The organism is Paenibacillus sp. VTT E-133291, assembly GCF_002264395.1.
GTDB classification, from domain to species: domain Bacteria; phylum Bacillota; class Bacilli; order Paenibacillales; family Paenibacillaceae; genus Paenibacillus_AQ; species Paenibacillus_AQ nitricinens.
In genome coordinates this window covers 1-6,351 of record NZ_NFVA01000162.1, presented here as the reverse complement: position 1 = coordinate 6,351, position 6,351 = coordinate 1, and the positions used below count along the sequence as shown (strand labels likewise).

Below are 6,351 nucleotides of genomic sequence, written 5' to 3'. Positions count from 1 at the left end.
TTCCTACGGAAAGCTTTCGGGCGAACGCTAACGCTTCTACAGTTCCAAACTTCCTCTCCATAACTCCCTCCAACCACCGCTTTCACCCTACTGCAAGCCGCAGTGCGCGCCTTGCACACGAACCTCAAGACCTCGGTGCATGAGCTGCGCCATGCACCTCCTTAAGCGAAACAAGCGGGTCCTGCATTTGCGCAGCAAACAGGGACGAGCTTGGTGAGCTGCTCTTGGAGCTTCGGGCGCAGCCGAGCGCCTACCTTAGCGAGACTAGCGGGTTCCGCATTTGCGCAGCAAACAGGGACGAGCTTGGCGAGCTGCTCTTGGCGCTCAGGGCGCAGCCGAGCGCCTTCCTTAGCGAGACTAGCGACAGCTTGGTGAGCCAGTCCCGGCGGCGATAAGCAGCCGGGGGGCGGAACGCCGTAAAGCGTGTCCCGACCGTGCGAAGCACACAGGGACAAAGCGAGCACCTGCATCCACACCCTCTTAGCAAGCTATAACCAAACTCCTACCGCCGAGCTTTCGGGTGGCCGGAGGGCAGAGCCCTTCGGAATCCCCCTTAGCAAGGGGGACTTAGGGGGATGGACCTACGCTAGCAACTGCAACCGTCCTTCTCCGCCCCGCCAAAATCAACCTGCGTCGGGTAATCGTTATCGAAGCAAGAAAGGCATAAGCCGCCTTTGTAATCATCTTTGTTGTGACCACCAATGGAAGTGATTAGGCCCTCCGGTGACAAGAATGCCAAGGAATCGGCATTGATCTCTTCGCACATTTCCGCAATGGTCTTGTAGGATGCGATGAGATCGCGGCGGTCTGGGGTATCAATGCCGTAGAAGCAAGGATTCTTAAAAGGCGGCGATGTAATCCGCACATGCACTTCAACAGCTCCCGCTTCACGGAGCAGATTGACGATCCGCCGTGAAGTTGTTCCACGCACGATGGAATCATCGATCATGACGACACGTTTGCCATCAACCACACTGCGCACGGCGCTTAGCTTCATTTTCACACCTTGCTCACGCAGCTCTTGGCTCGGCTGGATGAAGGTCCGGCCTGTATACTTGTTCTTGATGAGACCAAGCTCATAAGGAATACCCGTCTGCTCCGCATATCCAATGGCTGCCGAGATACTTGAATCCGGTACACCAGTTACGAGGTCAGCATCTACGAAAGCTTCTAATGCCATGCGGCTACCCATCCGCTTACGGGCGGTGTGCAGGTTAGCGCCATTCATATCACTGTCTGGGCGAGAGAAGTAAATATACTCCATCGCGCACAGCGCTTTACGTTTTGGCTCGGTAAAACGATCCTCTAACAGGCCATTTTTATCAAGCACGAGCAGTTCGCCAGGTTCAATATCACGGACTAACTGTGCTCCGATAACTTCTAAGGCGCAAGATTCGGAAGCAAAAATATAGGCGTCGCCGATCCGTCCCATTACAAGCGGACGCAAACCATGGGAATCCGAAGCGACAATTAATTTGTCATTCGTCATAAGCAGAAAAGCAAACCCGCCAACCAGTTGTTTTAAAGCATCCTTAGCCGCTTCAACAAAATCCTTTGGCGAACGTGCAATCAGATGTGCCAGCACTTCTGTATCACTTGTGGTTTGGAAGATCGATCCGCTTTGCTCAAGCTGTCTACGAATCAACGGTTCATTTACTATGTTACCGTTCGTAGCAATCGCTAAATCGCCGTCACGATATTTAAATACGAGCGGCTGTGCATTGGTTAAGCGGCTGTCTCCGCTAGTCGAGTAACGCACATGCCCGATGGACATGTCTCCAACTAGGGAAGCAATTTTGTCCTTGTCGAATACTTCTTTTACTAACCCCATCCCGCGGTGATAGTTGAAATCACGACCATCTGCTACGCAGATGCCCGCACTTTCTTCCCCACGGTGCTGTAAGGCGTGCAAGCCGTAATAAGACATGGACGCCGCTTCCGGGTGTCCGAAGACCCCGAAAACGCCGCATTCTTCTTTTAATGTGTCAAAAATATCTCCCGAGCCCGTTCCTTCATTGTAAAAGTCACCAGTCCACAGGATAGGAGTCTCCTGCTCTTTCCCGGTCTTTATTTCATAAGACATGGAATAGCATCCTCCCAAACGAATTTTAGGTTCGCTACAGCTTCATCTAATACGGATGCACCGTCCAGATTTACGCGCAGTCTGTCTCCACCTACAGTTCCGATGATTTCTACTGGTACGCCGCTGGCAGCAATCGCTGCTTTCAGCTCTTCCGCACGTTCAGGCGCTGCCGTCAGCACGATACGTGATTGGCTTTCGCTGAACAATGCTACATCGGATCTAAGTCCATTAGCAGATAGTTCAACGTTCGCACCAACGCCACCGCTGATACAGCTCTCTGCAAGTGCTACAGCAAGGCCGCCTTCGGACAAGTCATGTGCCGAACGCACCAGACCGCCGCGAATCGAGTTAAGCACTGCGCTCAGCAGTTTTTTCTCCGTATCCAAATCCAAAGCTGGAGGACGGCCTTCCGTTACACCATGAACGGCATATTGAAATTCACTACCGCCAAGCTCCGCTTTTGTTACGCCTAGCAGAAGGATGGAATCTCCTTCTTGTTTGAAGCCTTGAGTCGTAATATGATCCGTATCCGTTACTAAACCAACCATGCCGACAACCGGCGTTGGGTAGATGGAGCCCGTAGTATTTTCGTTATAAAGACTGACATTCCCGCCGATAACCGGAGTATCCAGCACACGACAAGCTTCAGCCATCCCATCAACCGCACGCTCCATTTGCCAGAACACATCAGGTTTCTCAGGGTTTCCGAAGTTTAGGTTATCGGTAATAGCAAGCGGTTCAGCACCCGAACAAACGATGTTACGAGCCGCTTCGCTGACTGCAATCCGTCCACCCACTTCAGGATCAAGATAGACGTAACGACCGTTACAGTCCGTAGTCATCGCAAGTCCTTTACGTGTGCCATGAATGGTAACTACAGCCGCATCAGATCCAGGTCGAACAGCCGTACTAGTCCGTACCATGTAATCATACTGGTTGTATACCCAGGCTTTGCTTGCTACGGTTGGTGATCCAAGCACCGTGCGCAGAGCGCCGCCTAGATCCGTAACTTCCGCGTAACGAAGCGTATCTACTGATTCATTTTCTACATAATAAGCAGGAACCTCAGATGGTTTGTTATACACTGGACACTCATCCACAAGCGCTGTTACTGGCATGTCACCAACAACCTCACCGTGATGGTACAGCTTCAAGCGACCATCATCCGTAACTTTACCAACTTTACAGCAGATAACGCCCCAGCGATCAAAAATCTCTTGCGCCTGTGCCTCATCCTTCGGCTCTACTACGAACAACATCCGTTCCTGCGATTCCGAAAGCATCATTTCATAAGGGGTCATGCCATCTTCACGTTGTGGCACCTGATCAAGATACAGCTCCAAACCGTTGCCCGCTTTACTTGCCATCTCGGCACTAGAGCAGGTAAGTCCAGCCGCACCCATATCCTGAATCCCAATAACGATGCCGCTGTCGATCAATTCCAGGCAAGATTCCATTACGAGTTTCTCCATAAACGGATCGCCTACTTGTACAGCTGTACGTTTAGCTTCTGACTCTTCACTTAGTTCAACGGATGCAAAAGTAGCCCCATGAATCCCATCACGTCCAGTAGGAGGACCTACGTAGAAGACGGGGTTCCCTACACCTTTAGCGACACCACGTTGGATTTTATCATGATCAATTAGACCGACACACATTGCGTTAACAAGCGGGTTACCGTCATAGCTATCATCGAACATGATTTCGCCGCCCACGGTTGGAATCCCGATACAGTTACCATAGCCAGCAATACCAGACACCACATGCTCGAACAAATATTTCACGCGATCGCTTTCCAGCTTGCCGAAACGCAAGGAATTGAGCAGTGCGATAGGTCTTGAGCCCATGGAAAAAATATCACGAATGATCCCACCTACGCCTGTTGCCGCACCTTGAAAAGGTTCTACCGCTGAGGGGTGGTTATGACTTTCGATTTTGAATACAACCGCTTGGTTATCTCCGATATCTACAATCCCTGCGCCCTCGCCAGGTCCCATCAGGACACGTGGCCCAGTAACTGGGAAACGTTTCAACAATGGCTTAGAGTTCTTGTATGCACAGTGTTCGGACCACATTACGCTGAACACGCCAATTTCAGTATAGTTCGGCAAACGTCCCATAAAAGACTTGATGAGCTCATATTCGCTGTCCGACACACCGAATTGGCTGTAAATTTTCTGCTCTGCGATCTGTTCTGCGGTCGGTTCCTTAACGGATACTTGCTGCGTCATGACGATCCCTCCAAGTCTTCAGTATAGATGTGAACATTCGTTTGCCATCTTCAGATCCGAGCAAGCTGTTAGCTGCACGCTCAGGGTGAGGCATCATGCCGACTACATTCCCCTGCACATTACTAACACCCGCAATATCAGCTACAGAGCCGTTAGGATTATCGCTATATGTGAACACAATCTGATTGTTAGCTTTTAGCTCAGCTAAAGTCTCTTCATCACAGTAGTAGTTTCCTTCGCCGTGAGCGATCGGGATGACGATTTCTTCATCCTTAGCATAATCAATAGTAAATGGGGTTTCGTTATTAACAACCTTAAGCACTGTATCATGACAACGGAACTTCATGGACATGTTACGACGCAGCGCGCCTGGCAATAAACCAGCCTCAGTAAGAATTTGGAACCCGTTGCAAATGCCTAGCACGAATTTCCCTTGCTCTGCAGCTTTAGCAACCTCAGCCATTACAGGAGCAAATCTTGAAATCGCGCCGCAGCGCAGGTAATCACCATATGAGAATCCGCCTGGAACCAAAATGCAATCATACGCCGACAAATCTGTCGCTGTATGCCACACATAATCGACTGGTTCGCCGAGACTGTCCTCTACCGCCTTGTAGCAATCAATATCACAGTTAGAGCCTGGGAAGACAAGTACAGCAAATTTCATGTCGTTTAGTCCTCCAATTCGTAGCGGTAATCCTCGATCACCGTGTTGGCAAGTAGCTTTTCGCACATTTCCTTGAGGCGCACTTCTGCTTCAGCACGGTTATCCGTGTCTAAAGTCAGCTCCATATATTTCCCAATACGCAAACTTTCAACTTCTTGAAAACCTACCGAATGAAGTGCTCCTTGCACTGCTACACCTTGTGGATCGAGAACGCTCTTCTTAATGGTGACATATACCGTCGCTTTTAACATATGCTTGTAGTTCCTCCTAAATTTTTATGTGTATATACTTTCTGAAAGCTGAAACTCTACTAAAAGTAACTCTAGCTTTAAAAACATACACTTCATTTATTCCCATGAGTAAACACACAATGTTGAGCTATAAAGACTTGCCAGTAAGACGATGATAAATGTCCAGATAACGGCGCGTAGTTTCTTCAACTACTTCTAGTGGAAGTGGATCCGGTTTGCTATTTTTATCCCAGGAGGATGCAGATAGATACGTACGAACAGGTTCTTTATCCATACTATCAATTTCGATATCAAGCGCGTATTTGTCCTTGGCCCAGAAACGTGAAGCATCCGGCGTAAAAATCTCATCTATCAGAATCACCTTGCCATCCAGCAAGCCGAATTCAAATTTGCAATCTGCTAGAATGATTCCCCGCTCCGCACAATACTCTCTGGCAAAAGAGAACAATTGCAAGCTCTTCTCCTGCAGCTCGAGTGCCAGATCAGCACCGATTAGCTCCTGCATCTTTTCAAAAGGAATATCCTCATCATGACCTACATCGTTTTTAGCCGCAGGGGTAAAGATTGGCTGTGCCAGCAGCGCATTTTTGCGCAAGTTCTTAGGAAGCTCAATACCATTCACTTTGCCCGTTTCTTGATACTGTCTCCAGCCCCCACCAGTGATACACCCACGAACAACACATTCGATATCGATGCGCTCTGCTTTGCGTACCACCATAACACGGTTTCTGAGAGCTTCCTTGTCCTTAACGATGTCTCCGAGCAGATCCACATCGATATGAACGACATGATTCTCCATCAGCTCTTTGGTCTTTCCAAACCAGAACGCACTCAGACGGTTAAGCACATTGCCCTTTTCAGGTACCGCCGGGTCCAGCACATAGTCAAAAGCAGATATCCGATCCGTGACGACGATCAGTACCTTCTCCCCTAAATCATATAGCTCACGAACTTTCCCTTTATAGAGCAGCGGCGCATTGATGAGTTCCACGGCTGTGGATACGGCCGACGATGTCATGACCTTTCCTCCCTTGAACTAATGATCTTCCTAAGTTGGGCTGGTCTAGGAGGAAGCACTTCCGAGGAATGTTTGGACTTCCGATCGCTGTTATCCTCAGA

General features: G+C 49.4%; 5 protein-coding genes. All 5 read right to left on the bottom strand.

The annotated features are described in order from the left end of the window. Nucleotides 1-586 precede the first annotated feature (586 nt). A complete protein-coding gene (gene purF, locus CA598_RS30760; protein ID WP_094878962.1) occupies nucleotides 587-2,083 on the bottom strand; it encodes an amidophosphoribosyltransferase in 1,497 nt (498 codons plus the stop codon). Continuing rightward, entirely contained in the window at nucleotides 2,068-4,314 is a 2,247-nt protein-coding gene (purL, locus tag CA598_RS30755) for a phosphoribosylformylglycinamidine synthase subunit PurL (protein WP_094878961.1), read from the bottom strand. The genes purF and purL overlap by 16 nt, the downstream gene beginning before the upstream one ends. Further along, nucleotides 4,292-4,981, bottom strand: coding sequence for a phosphoribosylformylglycinamidine synthase subunit PurQ (gene purQ / locus CA598_RS30750; protein WP_076121674.1), 690 nt, complete (start codon nucleotides 4,979-4,981; stop codon nucleotides 4,292-4,294). The genes purL and purQ overlap by 23 nt, the downstream gene beginning before the upstream one ends. Before the next feature lie 5 nt (nucleotides 4,982-4,986). Next, a complete protein-coding gene (gene purS, locus CA598_RS30745) occupies nucleotides 4,987-5,232 on the bottom strand; it encodes a phosphoribosylformylglycinamidine synthase subunit PurS (RefSeq protein WP_036680912.1) in 246 nt (81 codons plus the stop codon). A gap of 127 nt (nucleotides 5,233-5,359) precedes the next feature. After that, entirely contained in the window at nucleotides 5,360-6,250 is an 891-nt protein-coding gene (locus CA598_RS30740) for a phosphoribosylaminoimidazolesuccinocarboxamide synthase (protein WP_094878960.1), read from the bottom strand. Nucleotides 6,251-6,351: the final 101 nt, after the last annotated feature.